Below are 15,328 nucleotides of genomic sequence, written 5' to 3'. Positions count from 1 at the left end.
GCATGCCGCGCCCTTATTGATCGCGCAGTTTGCGCTTGAGCCAAATGCCGTGGTGCGGGCGCTGGCGCCAGGCCAGCGACGAAATGGTGTGCATCACGCTCAGGTGCGACAGAATGCGCCGCAGATGGCGCTCCATCTCGGTAACGGGCATCTCCGGATGCAGATCCGGCGGCTGCATGATGCCGCTGTTGCCGCTGCTCGGGCCGTCGTATTCCAACCGCTGTTGGCAGCTTTGCAGCGCGATTTCACAGGCCTGCAGATACGCTTCCGCCAGTTTTGGCGTCAGCATGTAGTGTTCGCGCGCCAGAATGGTCATGGCGTTCAGGTGCTCGACGATGAACTGGCTATGCGTGACCCACAGCCGCATGTCCGCCAGATAGTCCGACGCGAACCCCGGCTCCTGCATCGCCTGATTGAGCGAGGTGAATAGCGCATTGTGCGCCTGGTTGACCTGCATGCGGGTATAGGCCAACGCGGTGGCGTCCGGTTCCGGCTGTTCCAGCATCAACCGCAGCGCGGTTTGATCTTGCTCCAGCGCCTGATGGGCATTCTTGCGCAGCAGCCCGCTTTGCCACTGCGGCCACAGCCAAATGGTGCCGCCGAACGCCAACACGCAGCCGATCAGCGTATCGATCAGGCGCGGCACCAGAAAATGCGAGCCGTTCAGCGCCAGCAGCTGCAGGGTGTAAACCGCCGTGACCGTAAAGCCAATCACCGACAGCCCGTAGTTCTTGCGCGAAACCAGGTAGGCCAGCAGCGTGATCACCAACATGATGCTCAGCGTTTCGCCTTCCGGCAACTGCAGCTGCAGCAGCCCGGCCGCCAGCAAAAGCCCGGCAATCGTGCCCAGCGCACGGTGCTGAATACGCACCCGGGTGGCGTTATACCCGTTTTGGCTCACCAGCATGATGGTGAGCAGGATCCAGTAAGGCTTCGGCAGATTGAACACCGCACCCAGGCTGCTGCCGACTGCCAGCGTCACGCCCAGCCGCGCGGCGTTGCGCAGGGCGGTGGACTTGAACGACAGATAGCTGGCCAGCGCCGGCCAAAACGGCAGGCGGTGCTGGCCGGGCATCAGGTCGCGGCGGTATAGCGGATGCTGGGTGCGCAGCAGGCGGGCGATGCGGCTGAAGTGGTAATAACAAAACTGGCCGACCGGGTTATCGGGATGCTGCGCCGCCATTTTTTCCAGCGCCGCCAGCTCGTGGGCCATGGAGAAGCGCTTCGAATGTTGATGATAGAGAATATCGTGCGCCACTACGCGCAGCCGGCCGGCGATCACCTGAGCGTTGCGGCGAATGATCGCTTCGGCCTGGCTCTGCTCCACCAGTTTTTGCACCTCCTCCGGCAGATGCAGGCTGACGGTGATGTGCTCCTGCAGATCCATCGCCACCTGAAAGGCGCGCTGCAGGCGCTTTTGCTCGAGGTTGTTGGCGTGCGGCAGGAAATTAAGCTGTTGGTACAACAGGCTGATCAGATCCATCACCTTTTGCTGGCGCACCAGCAGCGGCGGCAGCGCGGTTTGCGGATCGGTGTGCTGGGTCAGCAGCGAGTATTTGGCTTCGAAATAGTCCGCCAGTTCCAGGTAGAGCTGGCTCAGGGTCTCGCGCATCGGCTGCTCTTTCCACAGCTTAAACCAGAACCAGGTGAATAAGCCGTACCAGACGGTGCCGATGGCGTATAGCAGCGGCGCCTGCCAGATGGGTACTGTGCCGGCCGTGCTGAGGGCGAAGATGGCGGCCACCAGCGCCGCCGGCAACAGCCGGGCGTGCAGCGGGCTGATTTCACCGGTGACGCCGAGCAGCAGCGCCAGGCCCAGCATCAGCGCCGGCAGCGGCACGTGCCACAGCAGTGCCTGTTGCAGCAGCACGCTGCTGAAGGCGAACAGCGAGCCGCCAACCACCAGCCGTTTAAAGAAGCGCTTATGCGGCGTGTCCAGACCGGCGATATTGCAGCAGGCGGGCACCAGAGAGAACATCAGGCCGAGCTGCAGCTGGCCTATCAGCAGGCCGAACAGCACCGGCAGGCACAACACCAGCGTTTGTCGCAGTGCGTAGTTGATTTCCGGGTGGTAGATCAGGCGGCGCCACATGGCAGAGAGCAGATAAAAAAAACGGCGCAGATTGCGCCGTTTCTTCAGGGATTAACGGGTGCCGTAGACGACAATGGTTTTGCCGTGGGCGGAAATCAGGTTTTGATCTTCCAGCATTTTCAGAATACGGCCAACGGTTTCGCGCGAGCAGCCGACGATCTGGCCGATCTCCTGGCGGGTGATCTTGATCTGCATGCCGTCCGGGTGAGTCATGGCGTCGGGTTGCTTCGCCAGATTCAGCAGGGTTTGCGCGATGCGGCCGGTAACGTCCAGGAAGGCGAGGTTGCCCACTTTTTCGGAGGTGACCTGCAGGCGGCTCGCCATTTGGGCGGACAGACGCATCAGGATGTCTGGGTTCACCTGGATCAGCTGGCGGAATTTCTTGTAGGAAATTTCGGCCACTTCACAGGCGGTTTTCGCGCGAACCCAGGCGCTGCGCTCCTGGCCTTCTTCGAACAATCCGAGCTCGCCGATGAAATCCCCCTGGTTGAGGTAGGACAGGATCATCTCTTTACCTTCTTCATCCTTGATCAGCACCGCGACGGAGCCTTTCACGATGTAGTAAAGCGTTTCGGCCTTTTCACCTTGGTGAATCAGCGTACTCTTCGATGGATATTTGTGGATATGGCAATGAGACAGGAACCATTCGAGAGTAGGGTCTGTTTGCGGTTTGCCGAGAACCATTCGCTGTTATCCTCTGTTGTTATCGCTGCCTTGTGTCACAGGGGTCAGAGTTCCCTGTAAAACCCGCCTGTAGCCGCAGTCATGAGCGAGGGCTACCGGCAAGTTTTGAGGCGTGTCATAAAAATACGCTGTCGCTCTAGCATATTAACTTGCCGTAAGCGCTGCAAGCTACATTCTGTTAACATACCGGTAAAGGAGCCTTTCTCTGGGCGTTTCCCTGAAATTCAGTGTCCCGGAAAGATTTATTGCGGCTCTGTTTGTAGCACAGAGTAAGGCGGGTGTCTCGTGTTGTCTCGCTTCAGCATGATTAGCATCAGGTTACGTTGCCTGTTTCTATGCGAAAGCGTACTCTGATTTTAAGAAATCAACCGGAGTGATCAGAATGCAGGCAAGAGTTAAATGGGTGGAAGGGTTAACGTTTTTGGGTGAATCGGCCTCCGGCCACCAGGTGCTGATGGACGGCAACGCCGGCGATAAAGCACCCAGCCCGATGGAGATGGTGCTGATGTCGGTGGGCGGCTGCAGCGCGATCGACGTGGTGTCCATCCTGCAAAAAGGGCGCAACGACGTGCGCGACTGCGAGGTGAAGCTGACCTCCGAGCGCCGCGAAGAAGCTCCGCGGTTGTTCACCCATATCAACCTGCATTTCATCGTTACCGGCCAGGATCTGACCGACAAGATCGTCGAGCGTGCGGTGAACCTGTCGGCGGAGAAATATTGCTCGGTGGCGCTGATGCTCAACAAGGCCGCCACGGTGACCCACAGCTTCGAGATCCGCCAAGCGGCGTAATCGAGGCGGAGCGCGGCCCGGCGCCGCGCTCAACGCGTTTATTCGATCTTCTTGCCTTCCAGCAACCGCTGCACCAGCGGCGCCATGATCAGTTCCATCGCCAGCCCCATCTTGCCGCCCGGCACCACTAACGTATTGATGTGCGAGATAAACGAGCCTTGCAGCATCGCCAGCAAATAGGGGAAGTCAATTTGATCCAGCCCGCGGAAGTGGATCACCACGAAGCTTTCGTCCAGTGAGGGAATCGCCTTGGCGGCGAACGGGTTGGAGGTGTCCACCGTCGGCACGCGCTGGAAGTTGATGTGGGTGCGCGAGAACTGCGGCGTGATGTAGTTGATGTAGTCTTCCATCGAACGCACCACCGAATCCATTACCGCTTCGCGGGAGTGGCCGCGCTCGCCGGTATCGCGGATCAGTTTCTGGATCCACTCCAGGTTGACGATCGGCACCACGCCGACCAGCAGGTCGACGTGCTTGGCCACGTCATGGTGCTCGGTGACCACGCCGCCGTGCAGCCCCTCGTAAAACAGCACGTCGGTCGGCGCCGGCAGCGGTTCCCACGGGGTGAAGGTGCCCGGCACCTGATTGTAGGGCACCGCTTCGTCGTAGGTGTGCAGATACTTGCGCGAGCGCCCGGTGCCGTTCTTGCCGTAGTCGATGAAGCTCTGCTGCAGCAGGCCGAAGTCGTTGGCCTCGGGGCCGAAATAGCTGATGTGTCTGCCCAGATCGCGCGCCTTGCGGATCGCCGCGTCCATTTCCGGCCGGGTGTAGCGGTGGAAGCTGTCGCCCTCCAGCTCGGCGGCGCGGATGTTGAGTTGTTGGAATATTTTGCGGAACGCCACGCTGGTGGTGGTGGTGCCGGCGCCGCTGGAACCGGTCACCGCGATAACGGGATGTTTGGCAGACATGGTGGTTGTCACTCCGTGTTGAATGCGCCGGCGTCAGGGGATTATTGTGGCTCTTGTTGACGCTCTCTATCTCGGGAAAAAATGGCGCGCGCTGGTTTGCAATGCCCCATTGTTACCTGATTTTTTCCGTCAGTCATAGAACCGATCGCCACTAAATTTCTTCCTGCCCGGCGCGGAGCTGGCCGCGCGGCATGATGTTGACGCTCTCGTGCAGTTCCGACCACACCAGCACCACTTCGCCGTTTTTCAGCTGGCGGCGCACGTCCTCCACCTTCTGTTCCAGCGAGCGTTCGTGCTCGCCGTAATCGGTGCCTTCGCGCAGTACAAAAGATTCGATCAGGCTGTTGAGGGTGTCGGTTGCCAGTTCTTGCCAGGGAATGATCACGTCGGGATGTCCAGATAAGGGGAAAGCCAGGCCGGAATGCGATGCTCCAGCCACATGTATGGTTTTTTCAGCGTGCCGCCGACGAAGCCGACGTGGCCGCCGAACTCGGTCAGCTGATATTCGATATTGCGCGGCAGGCCGGCGACGTCGGGGATCACCTCAGGGGTCATGAAGGGATCGTCCTTCGCATGGATGATCAGCAGCGGCGTTTGGACAGCCGGCAACAGCGGCAGGGCGCTGCAGCGGCGATAATAGTCGGTGGCGTCACTGAAGCCGTGAATGCGCGAGGTGATGGCGTCGTCGAATTCGCGGATGCGCCGCAGACCGTTCAGTTGGGACAGCTTGAGCGGCAGGGTGTCCGGGTAGTGCAACAGCTTGCGGGTGGCGTTTTGTTTCAGCTGCCCCAGCAGGTAGCGCTGATAAACGCGGGAAAAGCCTTGCTCCATGCGGTAGGCGCAGGGCTCCAGCATCAGCGGCGCCGAGACCACCACCGCCGCCTGCAGCAGGCTGTCGGCGCCTTGCTGCGCCAGGTAGCAGGCCAGCATGTTGCCGCCGAGCGAAACGCCGACCGCCGCGGTCGGCACCTCGCCGTAGCGGTCGCGCAGCCAGCGCAGGAAGAAGCGCGCGTCTTCGGTTTCACCGGAGTGGTAGATGCGCTGCTTGCGATTGGGCACGCCGCTGCAGCCGCGAAAGTGCATCACCACGCCGAGCCAGCCGCGCTCGCGCCAGGCGTTGAGCAGGCCATGCGCGTAAGGGCTGTAGAAGCTGCCTTCCAGGCCGTGGAACAGCACCGCACGCGGTTTGTCGCGCGCCTGCGCCGGATCCTCGCTCCAGGCGAGATCGACGAAATCGCCGTCGGGCAATTCCAGCCGCTGCCAATGCGGTTTCAATAATACGCGGCGGCGCACCAGCCGCGGCAACAGCGTTTGCAGGTGCGGGTTACTGGCCCCGGTCAGAGGGCGAAAGGTGTTAGGCATAGGCTGAGTAAAATGTTGTGGGCGGCTATTGTGAGATCCCTAGCGCACTGTTAGCTTCAATACCAAGAATTAACAATGATACTGCAAAAAAGCGCCTTGGGTGAGGAGCACCCGTGCCATGGAACCGAGTTTATTCCTTTCGATGCTGGGCTTCCTGTGGGTCGCCGCCATCACGCCCGGCCCCAATAACCTGCTGCTGACCACTTCCGGCGCCAACTTCGGCTTTATGCGTTCGCTGTGGCTGATGATCGGCATTATGCTCGGCATGCAAAGCATTTTGCTGCTGGTGGCCTTCGGCGTCGGCAGCCTGATCCTGGTTTATCCGTCGCTGCACCTGATCCTGAAAATCCTCGGCAGCCTGTACCTGCTGTGGCTGGCATGGAAAGTCGCCACCGCCGCCTATGAAAAACTGGAAACCGACGTGGCGCCGCCGCAGCCGGTGCGGCTGTATCAGGGTTGGCTGCTGCAGTTCCTCAACCCGAAAGCCTGGCTGATGGCGCTGGGGGCGGTGGCCAGCTTCAGCCTGGCGGGCGATAAGTACAACGGTTCCATTGCGGCGATCGCGCTGGGCATTTTGGCGGTCAACATCGTCGCCGGCATTATCTGGCTGGCGTTCGGCACCCTGATCGGCCGCCTGCTACGCAGCAAAAAGGCCTGGGTTATCTTCAACGTTTCCATGGGGTTGTTGACCGCAGCCTGTGTGTTACTGATCTGGCATTAAGGAGCGAACGATGGCGGAAAATTATTATCACGTGGTTGCCTTTACCGGCGAAGGGCTGCGCGGCAACCCGGCCGGGGTGTGCCTGCTGACACAGCCGCTGCCGGCGGCGCGGCTGCAGGCGATCGCCAACGAGATCGGCCTGCCGGAAACCAGCTTTGTCTGGGATGACGGCGACATGACCGCCATCCGCTGGTTTACCCCGCAGCGCGAGGTCGATCTCTGCGGCCACGGCACCCTGGCGGCGGCGCATGTGATGTTCAGCGTGGTTAACCCGGCGCTGCAGGATATTCGCTTCCGCTCGGCCGGCGGCGAGCTGTTCGTCAAGCGCGATGCGCAGGACGGGGAACGGCTGGTGCTCGACTTCCCCGCTCGGCCGCCGCAGAAGGTGGCTGAGCCGGCGGGCCTCGCGGCGCTGCTGGGCGTGCAGCCGCAGGAGGTGTGGCAGGCGAAAGCGCTGCTGGTGGTGCTGGAAAACGAGGCGCAGGTGCGTGCGCTGCGGCCGGACATCCCGGCGCTGATCGCGCTGGCCGGGTGTGCGGTGATCGTCACTGCGCCGGGTGACACCGTGGACTTCGTGTCGCGCTATTTCACGCTCGACGGCGGTGAAGATCCGGTTACCGGCTCCGCGCACTGCACGCTGATGCCTTACTGGACGGCGCGTCTCGGCCGCCATCGGCTGCAGGCACAGCAGGTCTCGGCGCGCGGCGGCGAACTGTTCTGCGAACTGCAAGGGGAACGTACGCTGCTCGGCGGCTATGCTCACGTGTTCCTGCACGGGACGATCGCGCTGTAATCCGTGTTTATATTACGCAGGGTAATAAAGAAGACTTTTTTATTCTTTTATCGCCCGTCACCGCTCAGATAAAACTGTCAGCAACTGAACAGATTTTTATCAACGGAGCGGAACATGGCGGGCAAACTCTTTTCCTTACGCAACGCGGCGCTGTTGGCGCTGGCGCTCAGCGCAGCCAGCGCCTACGCGGTGGACGTGACCGTGGCGTACCAGACGTCGGCGGAGCCGGCCAAGGTGGCGCAGGCGGAAAACAGCTTCGCCAAACGGTCCGGCGCGACCGTCGACTGGCGTAAGTTCGACAGCGGCTCCAGCGTGCTGCGTGCGCTGGCCTCCGGCGACGTGCAGATCGGCAATATCGGCTCCAGCCCACTGGCGGTGGCCGCCAGCCAGAAACTCCCCATCGAAGTGTTCCTCATCGCCTCGCAGCTCGGCAGCTCCGAAGCGCTGGTGGTGAAAAATGACATCAAAAGCCCGCAGGATCTGATCGGCAAGCGCATTGCGGTGCCGTTTATCTCCACCACCCATTACAGCCTGCTGGCCTCGCTCAAGCATTGGGGCATCAAGCCTGAGCAGGTGAAGATCCTCAATCTGCAGCCGCCGGCCATCGCCGCCGCCTGGCAGCGCGGCGACATCGACGGCGCTTACGTCTGGGCGCCGGTGGTCAACGAACTGGCCAAACAGGGCAAGGTGTTGACCGACTCCGCGCAGGTGGGCGAATGGGGCTCGCCGACGCTGGACGTGTGGGTGGTGCGCAAAGACTTTGCCGAGAAACATCCCGACGTGGTGACCGCCTTTGCCGCCAGCGCCCTACAGGCGCAAAAGGCCTACCTGGCGGCGCCGGAGCAGTGGCTGAAAGATCCGAGCCACCTCAGCACGCTGGCGCGCCTGAGCGGCGTGCCGGAAGCGCAGGTGCCGGAGCTGGTGAAGGGAAACCGTTATCTGCCGGTGGCGGATCAGGTTGCCCAGCTCGGCCAGCCGGTGGACAAGGCGATCCGCGATACCGCCGAATTCCTCAAGCAGCAGGGCAAGATCCCGCAGGTCGACAGCGACTACAGCGCTTACGTGACCGACCGTTTTGTGAAACAGGTGCAGGCTGCGCCGCAGTCGTAAGGAAGCAGGATGCTAAACGTCAATCATCTTTCAGCAGAGTATCAGGGGCGGCCCGCGCTGCGTGACGTGTCGTTCCAGATTGCCGCCGGGCAACTGGTGGTGGTGCTCGGCCCGTCGGGCTGCGGCAAGACCACGCTGCTGAATTTGATCGCCGGGTTTATCGAGCCTTCAGCTGGCAGCATCACGCTGGATGGAACGCCCGTTCACGGCCCGGGCGCCGAACGGGGCGTGGTGTTCCAGCATGAGGGCTTACTGCCGTGGCGCAACGTGGTGGACAACGTCGAGTTCGGCCTGCAGCTGGCCGGCGTCGGCAAGGCGCAGCGCCGCCAGGTGGCGGAGCAGATGCTGCAGCGCGTGGGGCTGGCGGGCTATGAACAGCACTTTATCTGGCAGCTTTCCGGCGGCATGCGCCAACGCGTCGGCATCGCCCGCGCTCTGGCCGCCGATCCGCGGCTGTTGTTGCTGGACGAACCGTTCGGCGCCCTGGACGCGTTCACCCGCGAGCAGATGCAGGAGCTGTTGCTGACCATTTGGCGCGATACCGGCAAACAGGTGCTGCTGATCACCCACGATATCGAAGAGGCGGTGTTCCTCGCCAGCGAGCTGTTGCTGCTGTCGCCGGGGCCGGGGCAGGTGGTGGAGCGGCTGTCGCTGAACTTCGGCCAACGCTATGCCGACGGCGAAGCCTGCCGCGCCATCAAGTCCGATCCTGAATTTATCGCGCAGCGCGAATACGTGCTGGGCAAAGTTTTCCAACAGCGCGAGGCCTTGCTATGAGCCTGCATTCCACTCTGAAGGCCGCGGCGCAGCCGCAGGGCAAAGCGGCGCGCCGTTTCAGCGTGCCGCGCAACGTTTGGCTGAGCGGCGCCACGCTGTTGACGGTGTTGATCGTCTGGTGGGGCGTGACGGCGCTGCAGCTGATCAGCCCGCTGTTTTTGCCGGCGCCGCAGCAGGTGCTGCACCAGCTGATCACCATCGCCAGCCCGCAAGGCTTTATGGACGCCACGCTGTGGCAACACCTGGCGGCCAGCCTGGGGCGCATTCTGGTAGCGCTGTTGGCGGCGGTAATCGTCGGCATCCCGGTGGGCATCGCCATGGGGCTGAACGACACGGTGCGCGGCATTCTCGATCCGCTGATTGAAATCTATCGCCCGGTGCCGCCGCTGGCCTATCTGCCGCTGATGGTGATTTGGTTCGGCATCGGCGAAACCTCAAAGATCTTACTGATTTATCTGGCGATCTTCGCGCCGGTGACGCTGTCTGCCGTGGCCGGCGTGCGCAGCGTGGCGCAGGTGAGGGTGCGTGCCGCCCGGGCGTTGGGCGCCACGCGTTGGCAGGTGCTGCGTTTCGTGGTGCTGCCGAGCGCGCTGCCGGAGATCCTGACCGGCATCCGCATCGGGCTGGGCGTCGGCTGGTCGACGCTGGTGGCCGCCGAACTGATCGCCGCCACGCGCGGCCTGGGATTTATGGTGCAATCCGCCGGTGAGTTTCTGGCGACCGACGTGGTGTTGGCCGGCATCGGCGTGATTGCGGTGATTGCATTTGGGCTGGAGCTGGGGCTGCGTGCCCTGCAGCGCCGATTGACCCCGTGGCATGGAGTACAGCAATGAACGAACGTCTGAATATCACCCCGCTGGGGCCTTACATCGGGGCGCTGGTGGAAAACGTCGAGTTGGCCCGGCCGCTGGGCGACGGCCAGTTTGAGCAGCTTTATCACGCCTTGCTGAAGCATCAGGTGCTGTTCTTCCGCAATCAGCCGATCACCCCGCTGCAGCAGCGCGATCTGGCCGGCCGCTTCGGCGATCTGCATATCCATCCGGTCTATCCGCACGCCACCGACGTGGAAGAGATCATCGTGCTTGATACCCACGACGACAACCCGCCGGACAACGATAACTGGCACACCGACGTGACCTTTATCGAGAACCCGCCGCTGGGGGCGATCCTGGCGGCCAAGACCTTGCCTTCCACCGGCGGCGATACGCTGTGGGCCAGTGGCATCGCGGCCTACGAGGCGCTGTCGGCGCCGTTCAGAACGCTGTTGGCGGGGCTGCGTGCGGAGCATGACTTCACCAAGTCGTTCCCGGAACACAAACATCGCGGCAGTGTAGAGGAGCATCAGCGCTGGCAACAGGCGGTGCAGAAAAACCCGCCGCTGCTGCATCCGGTGGTACGCACCCACCCGGTCAGCGGCCGGCAGGCGCTGTTCGTCAATGAAGGGTTTACCACGCGGATCGTCGATCTGGCGCCGAAAGAGAGCGACGCTTTGCTGAACTTCCTGTTTGCTCACATCACCAAACCGGAATTTCAGGTGCGCTGGCGTTGGCAGGAAAATGACGTGGCGATCTGGGATAACCGCGTGACGCAGCACTACGCCAACGCGGATTATCTGCCGCAGCGGCGCATCATGCACCGCGCGACAATTCTGGGGGATAGGCCTTTTTACAAGGCCTGAGGCTTAGGCTTCGAACGCCTGCGTTAACTGTTCCAGCTGTTCCTGCGCATCCAGCCAGGTCATTTCCGTCTCTTCCAGCGCGGATTTGGCCTGGCTTTGCTTTTGCAGGCAGTCGGTCAACTCGGCCTTGCGGCTGATGTCGTACAGCGCGGGATCCGCCAGCTGTTCCTCCACCGCCGCCAGTTCGGCGCCCAGTTTTTCCATCTGCTGTTCCAGCTTGGCGATCTGCTTGCGCAGCGGTTGGGTCTGCGTACGGAACTCCGCCTCGCGGCGTTTTTGTTCCTTGCGCGCCTGCGCGCTGTTGCCGCCGCTCTCTTTTTCCGGCGCGTCCTGCTGGCTTTCCTGGCGCTGCAGGTCGACAAGCCACTGCTGGTAGTCGTCGAGATCGCCCTCGAAAGGCTCGACCTGGCCGTCGTGCACCAGGTACAGATCGTCGGTGGTGGAGCGCAGCAGGTGACGGTCGTGCGAGACCACCACCAACGCGCCTTCGAAATCGATCAGCGCCTCGGTCAGCGCCTGACGCATGTCGAGATCCAGGTGGTTGGTCGGTTCATCGAGCAGCAGCAGGTTAGGGCGCTGCCAGACGATCAGCGCCAGCACCAGCCGCGCCTTCTCGCCGCCGGAGAAGCGTTCGGTCACTTCGCTGACCTTGTCGCCCTGGAAACCGAAGCCGCCCAGATAGTCGCGCAGCTGCTGTTCCAGCACCCGTGGTGCGATGCGGCTCAGGTGCTGCAGCGGCGATTCGTCGGCGCGCAGGAATTCCAGCTGGTGCTGGGCGAAGTAACCCAGCTTGATGCCTTTCGCCAGGCCAATCTCGCCGCTCAGCGGCTCCAGGGTGCCGGCCAGCAGTTTGATCAGCGTGGATTTACCGGCGCCGTTGCGGCCGAGCAGGCCAATGCGCGAGCCGGGCACCAGGTTCAGCTTGATTGACTTCAGGATCACTTTATCGCCATACCCGGCGCTGACTTTGTCCATGCGCAGCAGCGGGTTCGGCAGGCTTTCCGGCGGACGGAAGCTGAAGGTGAACGGGTTGTCGACGTGCGCCGGGGCGATCAGCTCCATGCGCTCCAGCATCTTGATGCGGCTCTGCGCCTGCTTGGCCTTGGTGGCCTGCGCGCGGAAACGGTCGATATAGCTTTGCAGGTGCGCCACTTTCTCTTGCTGATGCTGATACAGCGACTGTTGCTGCGCCAGCTTGGTGGCGCGCTGGCGTTCGAACGACGAATAGTTGCCGGTGTACTCATTGATCGTCTGCTGTTCGATATGCAGGATCTTGTCGACGATCGGATCGAGGAAGTCGCGGTCGTGCGAGATCAGTACCAGCGTGCCGGGATAGCTTTTCAGCCAGCGCTCCAGCCAGATCACCGCATCGAGATCCAGGTGGTTGGTCGGTTCGTCGAGCAGCAGCAGATCGGAACGGCACACCAGCGCCTGCGCCAGGTTGAGGCGCATGCGCCAGCCGCCGGAGAAGTCGCGCACCGGGCTTTGCAGCTGTTCGTTGGAGAAGCCGAGGCCGTGCAGCAGGCTGGCGGCGCGGGAACGGATGGTCCAGGCGTCGATGGCGTCCAGCTTGCCGTGCAGGGTAGCGATGGCGTGGCCGTCGTTGCGGTCGTTGGCCGCCTGCAATTCGGCTTCGAGCTGGCGAAACTCGCGGTCGCCGTCGATAACATACTCAATGGCCGGCACGTCCAGCGCTGGCGTCTCCTGGTTGACCCAGGCCAGCGCCCAGTTGCCGGGGAAGGTAAAGCTGCCGCCATCCGCCGCGATCTCGCCCTTCAGCAGCGACAGCAGCGTGGATTTGCCGCAGCCGTTTTTGCCCACCAGGCCGACCTTCTGACCTGGATTAACCGTCGCCGTGGCGTTGTCCAGCAGGACGCGGATGCCGCGTCGGATTTGTAGCGAGGAGAATACAATCATAAAGCGCCGTATGTTCAGAGTATGTTAAATTATCATTAAGGTAACAGAACGCGCACCGCGCGCTGTTTTTGTCTTTGCGATGCATGGTAACGGAAAACCGCTACCCTGACGACGCTTTGGAGGGGAATGATGTCGCAGCCGCCCAAGGTCTTGCTGCTGTATGCCCATCCGGAATCTCATGACTCGGTGGCGAACCGGGTTTTGCTTCGACCGGCGCAGCAGTTGGAACATGTCACCGTGCACGATCTCTACGCGCACTACCCTGATTTTTTTATCGATATCCATCACGAACAACAGCTGCTGCGTGAGCATCAGGTCATCGTGTTTCAGCACCCGCTGTATACCTACAGCTGCCCGGCGCTGCTGAAGGAGTGGCTGGATCGCGTGCTGTCGCGCGGCTTCGCCAGCGGGGTGGGCGGCAATGCGCTAGCGGGTAAATACTGGCGATCGGTGATCACCACCGGTGAGCCGGAAGGTGCCTACCGCACCGGCGGTTATAACCACTATCCGATGGAAGATATCCTGCGGCCGTTCGAGTTGACCGCCGGGATGTGCCATATGCATTGGCTGACGCCGTTCGTGGTCTATTGGGCGCGGCGGCAGAAGCCGGAGGTGCTGCGCAGCCATGCGGACGCCTACGGCGAGTGGCTGAGCCACCCGCTGCCGCACGGAGGGCGGTGACGATGGAAGGATCGACCTTACTGACCGCCATTTTGCTGTTCCTGTTCGCCGCGGTGGTGACGGTGCCGATCGCCCGTCGCCTGGGGATCGGCGCGGTGCTGGGCTATCTGATCGCCGGCATCGCCATCGGCCCCTGGGGATTGGGCTTCATTCGCGACGTCGACGAGATCCTGCATTTCTCCGAGCTGGGCGTGGTGTTCCTGATGTTCATCATCGGCCTGGAGCTGAACCCCAGCAAGCTGTGGGAGCTGCGGCGCTCGATCTTCGGCGCCGGCGCCGGCCAGGTGTTGATCACCGCTGCGGTGCTGGGCGCGTTGCTGTATCTGACGCACTTCGCCTGGCAGGCGGCGGTGATCGGCGGTATCGGCCTGGCGATGTCTTCCACCGCCATGGCGCTGCAGCTGATGCGCGAGAAGGGCATGAACCGCAACGAAGGGGGGCAGCTCGGCTTCTCGGTGCTGCTGTTCCAGGATATGGCGGTGATCCCGGCGTTGGCGTTGATCCCCATTCTGGCCGGCGCCGGCGGAACCAGCGACGACTGGGCGAAGATCGCGCTCAAGGTGGCGGCGTTCGGCGGCATGCTGATCGGCGGCCGCTTCCTGCTGCGGCCGCTGTTCCGCTATATCGCCGCTTCCGGCGTGCGCGAGATCTTCACCGCCGCGGCGCTGTTGCTGGTGCTCGGCTCGGCGCTGTTTATGGAGACGCTTGGCCTGTCGATGGCGCTCGGCACCTTCATCGCCGGGGTGCTGCTGGCGGAGAGCGAATACCGCCACGAACTGGAGATTTCCATCGAGCCGTTTAAAGGGCTGCTGCTGGGGCTGTTCTTTATCTCGGTGGGCATGGTGTTGAATATCGGCGTGCTCTACACCCATCTGGCCGAGGTGTTGATCGGCGTGCTGGCGCTGGTGGCGATCAAATCCGGCGTGCTCTACGGGGTGTCGCGTCTGTTCGGCCTGCGCAGTTCGGTGCGCCTGCAGTTCGCCGGGGTGCTCAGCCAGGGCGGCGAGTTCGCCTTCGTGCTGTTTTCTGCGGCGGGCGCGCAAAAGGTGCTGCAGCCGGATCAACTCTCCTTGCTGCTGGTGGTGGTGACGCTGTCGATGATGACCACGCCGCTGCTGATGCAGGCCATCGACCGCATTTTGGCGCGTCGCTATAACGCCAAGGGCGAAGAAGAGGAAACGCCGTACGTAGAGGACGACGATCCGCAGGTGATCATCGTCGGCTTCGGGCGTTTCGGCCAGGTGATCGGCCGCCTGTTGATGGCCAACAAAATGCGCATTACCGTACTGGAGCGCGACGTCAGCGCCGTCGGCGTGCTGCGGCGTTACGGTTACCAGGTTTATTACGGCGACGCCACCGAGCTGGAGCTGCTGCGCGCGGCGGGCGCCGAGAAGGCCAAGTCGATCGTGATCACCTGCAATGAGCCGGAAGACACCATGGAGATCGTGCGGCTGTGCCAGCAGCACTTCCCGAACCTGAGCATTCTGGCGCGGGCGCGCGGCCGCGTGGAGGCGCATGAGTTGCTGCAGGCGGGCGTGAAGCAGTTCAGCCGCGAGACCTTCTCCAGCGCGCTGGAACTGGGGCGCAAAGCGCTGATGGAGTTGGGCATGCACCCGCACCAGGCCTTCCGCGCCCAGCAGCATTTCCGCCGCCTGGATATGCGCATGCTGCGTGAACTGATGCCGCCGCATCAGGGCGACGTGGCGCAAATTTCCCGCGTGAAAGAGGCGCGGCGCGAGCTGGAAGAGCTGTTCCATCGCGAAATGCAAAAAGAAAGTCGCCAGTTCGACGGCTGGGACGAATACGAATAAGCGG

At 62.3% G+C, this 15,328-nt stretch carries 15 protein-coding genes; 9 read left to right on the top strand and 6 right to left on the bottom strand.

The window, feature by feature from the left end:
• Nucleotides 1–13: 13 nt before the first annotated feature.
• On the bottom strand, nt 14–2,092 hold the full coding sequence (locus tag ACJ8HH_RS20715; protein ID WP_033654866.1) for a YccS/YhfK family putative transporter: 2,079 nt from the start codon (nt 2,090–2,092) through the stop codon (nt 14–16).
• 51 nt (nt 2,093–2,143) lie between these two features.
• Nucleotides 2,144–2,776 (bottom strand): cAMP-activated global transcriptional regulator CRP, encoded by a 633-nt coding sequence (crp, locus tag ACJ8HH_RS20710; protein ID WP_004090925.1) that lies wholly within the window; start codon nt 2,774–2,776, stop codon nt 2,144–2,146.
• A 382-nt stretch (nt 2,777–3,158) separates the two neighbouring features.
• Between crp and ACJ8HH_RS20705 the strand changes: the two genes are divergently transcribed.
• Nucleotides 3,159–3,566, top strand: a complete 408-nt coding sequence (locus ACJ8HH_RS20705) for an OsmC family protein (protein ID WP_033654867.1) — start codon at nt 3,159–3,161, stop codon at nt 3,564–3,566.
• A gap of 38 nt (nt 3,567–3,604) precedes the next feature.
• On the opposite strand, the gene ACJ8HH_RS20700 is transcribed toward ACJ8HH_RS20705, so the two are convergent.
• The 3 genes from ACJ8HH_RS20700 to ACJ8HH_RS20690 form a co-directional block, all read right to left on the bottom strand.
• Complete coding sequence (locus ACJ8HH_RS20700; protein WP_004930374.1) at nt 3,605–4,474, bottom strand: phosphoribulokinase; 870 nt, start codon at nt 4,472–4,474, stop codon at nt 3,605–3,607.
• A 151-nt stretch (nt 4,475–4,625) separates the two neighbouring features.
• Nucleotides 4,626–4,859 (bottom strand): YheU family protein, encoded by a 234-nt coding sequence (locus tag ACJ8HH_RS20695; RefSeq protein ID WP_039569220.1) that lies wholly within the window; start codon nt 4,857–4,859, stop codon nt 4,626–4,628.
• Nucleotides 4,856–5,836 carry a hydrolase gene (locus tag ACJ8HH_RS20690; protein WP_033649307.1) on the bottom strand — a complete coding sequence of 327 codons (981 nt, stop codon included), beginning with the start codon at nt 5,834–5,836 and terminating at the stop codon, nt 4,856–4,858. The genes ACJ8HH_RS20695 and ACJ8HH_RS20690 overlap by 4 nt, the downstream gene beginning before the upstream one ends.
• Before the next feature lie 118 nt (nt 5,837–5,954).
• On the opposite strand from ACJ8HH_RS20690, the gene ACJ8HH_RS20685 reads away from it, so the two are divergent.
• The 6 genes from ACJ8HH_RS20685 to tauD all read left to right on the top strand — a co-directional run bounded on the left by ACJ8HH_RS20685 (nt 5,955) and on the right by tauD (nt 10,915).
• Nucleotides 5,955–6,557: a LysE family translocator gene (locus tag ACJ8HH_RS20685; protein ID WP_039569226.1), complete on the top strand. Its 603-nt coding sequence runs from the start codon at nt 5,955–5,957 to the stop codon at nt 6,555–6,557.
• Nucleotides 6,558–6,567: 10 nt separating this feature from the next.
• Nucleotides 6,568–7,350 carry a PhzF family phenazine biosynthesis protein gene (locus tag ACJ8HH_RS20680; protein ID WP_039569229.1) on the top strand — a complete coding sequence of 261 codons (783 nt, stop codon included), beginning with the start codon at nt 6,568–6,570 and terminating at the stop codon, nt 7,348–7,350.
• Nucleotides 7,351–7,464: 114 nt separating this feature from the next.
• Complete coding sequence (tauA, locus tag ACJ8HH_RS20675; protein WP_033649304.1) at nt 7,465–8,460, top strand: taurine ABC transporter substrate-binding protein; 996 nt, start codon at nt 7,465–7,467, stop codon at nt 8,458–8,460.
• Between the two features lie 9 nt (nt 8,461–8,469).
• On the top strand, nt 8,470–9,237 hold the full coding sequence (gene tauB / locus ACJ8HH_RS20670) for a taurine ABC transporter ATP-binding subunit (RefSeq protein ID WP_060424566.1): 768 nt from the start codon (nt 8,470–8,472) through the stop codon (nt 9,235–9,237).
• A complete protein-coding gene (gene tauC, locus ACJ8HH_RS20665; protein WP_033631937.1) occupies nt 9,234–10,070 on the top strand; it encodes a taurine ABC transporter permease TauC in 837 nt (278 codons plus the stop codon). The genes tauB and tauC overlap by 4 nt, the downstream gene beginning before the upstream one ends.
• The gene (gene tauD / locus ACJ8HH_RS20660) at nt 10,067–10,915 is read left to right on the top strand and encodes a taurine dioxygenase (protein WP_060427173.1); all 849 of its coding nucleotides are present in this window, start codon (nt 10,067–10,069) and stop codon (nt 10,913–10,915) included. The genes tauC and tauD overlap by 4 nt, the downstream gene beginning before the upstream one ends.
• A gap of 3 nt (nt 10,916–10,918) precedes the next feature.
• On the opposite strand, the gene ACJ8HH_RS20655 is transcribed toward tauD, so the two are convergent.
• On the bottom strand, nt 10,919–12,832 hold the full coding sequence (locus ACJ8HH_RS20655) for an ABC transporter ATP-binding protein (RefSeq protein ID WP_060427172.1): 1,914 nt from the start codon (nt 12,830–12,832) through the stop codon (nt 10,919–10,921).
• 129 nt (nt 12,833–12,961) lie between these two features.
• On the opposite strand from ACJ8HH_RS20655, the gene kefG reads away from it, so the two are divergent.
• A complete protein-coding gene (gene kefG, locus ACJ8HH_RS20650) occupies nt 12,962–13,513 on the top strand; it encodes a glutathione-regulated potassium-efflux system ancillary protein KefG (RefSeq protein WP_025159909.1) in 552 nt (183 codons plus the stop codon).
• A 2-nt stretch (nt 13,514–13,515) separates the two neighbouring features.
• The gene (gene kefB, locus ACJ8HH_RS20645) at nt 13,516–15,324 is read left to right on the top strand and encodes a glutathione-regulated potassium-efflux system protein KefB (protein ID WP_033636264.1); all 1,809 of its coding nucleotides are present in this window, start codon (nt 13,516–13,518) and stop codon (nt 15,322–15,324) included.
• Nucleotides 15,325–15,328: the final 4 nt, after the last annotated feature.

It is taken from the genome of Serratia sp. CY32780, from assembly GCF_052169135.1.
Lineage (GTDB): Bacteria > Pseudomonadota > Gammaproteobacteria > Enterobacterales > Enterobacteriaceae > Serratia > Serratia sarumanii.
Note: the sequence above shows the minus strand (reverse complement) of the source record. Positions and strands in the feature narration are given on the sequence as shown.